At 63.6% G+C, this 2,304-nt stretch carries 3 protein-coding genes; 2 read left to right on the top strand and 1 reads right to left on the bottom strand.

Going from position 1 to position 2,304, the window contains the following annotated elements:
* Window positions 1–669 (top strand): adenylosuccinate synthetase (locus tag TX78_RS10420; protein WP_044496092.1); only part of this gene is annotated, 669 nt, incomplete at its 5' end.
* Window positions 670–917: 248 nt separating this feature from the next.
* Window positions 918–1,049 (top strand): hypothetical protein, encoded by a 132-nt coding sequence (locus TX78_RS14500; protein WP_267878927.1) that lies wholly within the window; start codon window positions 918–920, stop codon window positions 1,047–1,049.
* A 203-nt stretch (window positions 1,050–1,252) separates the two neighbouring features.
* Here the strand turns inward: TX78_RS14500 and TX78_RS10415 are convergent.
* Window positions 1,253–2,304: IS110 family RNA-guided transposase (locus TX78_RS10415; protein ID WP_044496157.1), on the bottom strand; the 1,052-nt coding region annotated here is incomplete at its 5' end.

Here is a 2,304-nt window from a genome sequence, read left to right as displayed (position 1 = left end):
CTCAATGACGCGCTGGATGAGGGCAAAGTGGTGCTCATGGAGGGCGGGCAGGCCACCTATCTCGACGTCGACCACGGTACCTACCCGTTTGTGACCTCCTCCAACCCCACCGCCGGCGGAGCCTCGGTGGGTTCGGGTATCGGCCCCACCCGCATCACCCGGTCCATCGGAATTGTGAAAGCCTACACCACCCGCGTGGGTGCTGGTCCGTTCCCCACTGAACTCTTCGACGAGTGGGGCGAGTACCTGCAGAAGACCGGCGGCGAGTTCGGCGTCAATACCGGCCGACCGCGCCGCTGCGGATGGTACGACGCGGTGATGGCCCGCTATGCCGCACGCATCAATGGCTTCACCGATTACTTCCTCACCAAGCTCGATGTGCTCACCGGCATCGAGGACATCCCGGTCTGCGTGGCCTACGACGTCGACGGCGTGCGGCATGACGAGATGCCCATGACCCAGACCGAGTTCCACCACGCCAAGCCGATCTTTGAGCACTTCCCCGGCTGGACCGAGGACATCACCGGTGCCCGGACCCTGGATGATCTGCCGGAGAATGCCCGCAACTACGTGCTGGCGCTGGAGCGCATGAGCGGCACGCGGTTCTCCGCCGTCGGTGTGGGACCGGGCCGTGACCAGGTCATCCAGATCCACGACCTCATCGACTGAGCCCCTGCGGTCGGACGGGCTGAGAATCGCCCCAGAACTGGCCGTCAACCAAATGTTAGCTGAACATAAACTGTTAATCCCTCAGCAGTTGTGCTAGCTCGGCACCCGAGTGTCAGTTCTGGGATGCCCTGTCTCCCTGACTTGACGCAGGTGAATCCGGCGCACCGGCGGATCAGGAATCCGAGGCTTCCAGCCAAGAGGTGTTGAGTCGGTAATTGGATATGGCTAGCAACTCTGAGGGAGTCCAAGTGAGGGACAGAACTACAGATGCGCACCAGGCGGGAGCGAACCCTCCGGGGTCGCTCAAACGCCTAGGGGCGGTCTTCACCAGCGCCGCGCTGGTCTCGGGACTCACCATGGTGGGCAGCGCTCCGGCGTAAGCCGACGACGGTGAGCACCCCAGCCATGCACTGGCGAGGCTGATCGACGCCGATGCGCTCGGCCTGGACGCTGCCACCGTCGGCACTGCCGAGCAGAACTACGTAGACAATGCCGGCGATGATCCTGTCACGGGCACCGTCGATGTGGATGCCCTTGGGGGAGTCCTCAACCTAGATGTGGGGGGGTGCCTCTATGGTTTTCGTCAAGCCGCTAGGGCGTGCCCGGTTCCGCCTCTGATGGTTTCGGGGTCTTGGTAGAAGGTCCCGTCACGCAGCATGGCGTAGAGGGTGTCGAGGCGTCTTCGGGCTAGGGCGATGACGGCTTGTTTGTGGGTCTTGCCTTCGGCGCGTTTCTTGTCGTAGTAGGCCCTGGATGGGCGGTGGTGCAGGGCCGCGAAGGCGCTGTTGAACAGGGATGATTTCAATCTCTTGTTCCCGCCGCGGTTGGCGTATTCACCTCTGATCGAGGTCCCGGAACGCCTGGTGGTCGGCGCGATCCCCGCATAGGAGGCCAGGTGGCCTGCGGTCTTGAAGTTCTTGCCGACGACTTCGGTAAGGATTCTGGCGGCGGTCCTGACCCCGATTCCGGGCATCGAGGTCAGGACCTGGTGAAGAGGGTGGGCCTCCACCAGGGCATCGACCTGGGCCAGGACCTGCTGACGCTGTGAGTAGAGGTCCTTCAGCTGCCCGGCGATGATCGGCACGATGGTTGCTGCCGCCTCAGTGCCGGGAACCACTACCGTCTGGGCCTCCAGGGCGGTGAAGATCTCCTCAGTCATCGGCTCAGCCAGTCGTGGGTTGTGCTTCTTGATCCGGTTACGCACATGCCCCCGGCCGGCGTCTTTGATCCGCTGCGGAGTAGGCCACCGGCTCAGCACATCCAGGACCCCGTAGTGATGCAGCCGTGGCCCAATGACCCGTTCCAGGCCGGGGTGGATCTGGGTCAGCAGACCGCGTAGCCGGTTCCGGGCGGCAGTTGTCTGGGCCAGTAGGTCATCATCGAACCCGGTCAGCACCGCCAGCTCAGCGATCTGCTCATCCGAGGCTGCGATCTGCCGCAGGGCGGTGGGCATGGTCCGGGCGGTCTCAGCGATGATGAATGCATCCCTGGCATCAGTCTTAGCTGATCCGGCGTGAAGGTCGGCCATTCTGCGCATGGTCAGCCCCGGCAGGTAGGCCACCTCAACATCCTTAGCCTCCTGGGCAACAGCCACCGGCAGTGCACCGATGGTCGCGGGCTGATCCACCACCAGAA

Origin of the sequence: Nesterenkonia massiliensis (assembly GCF_000455245.1) — a bacterium.
GTDB lineage: Bacteria > Actinomycetota > Actinomycetes > Actinomycetales > Micrococcaceae > Nesterenkonia > Nesterenkonia rhizosphaerae.
This window is presented reverse-complemented; position numbering and strand designations above follow the sequence as displayed.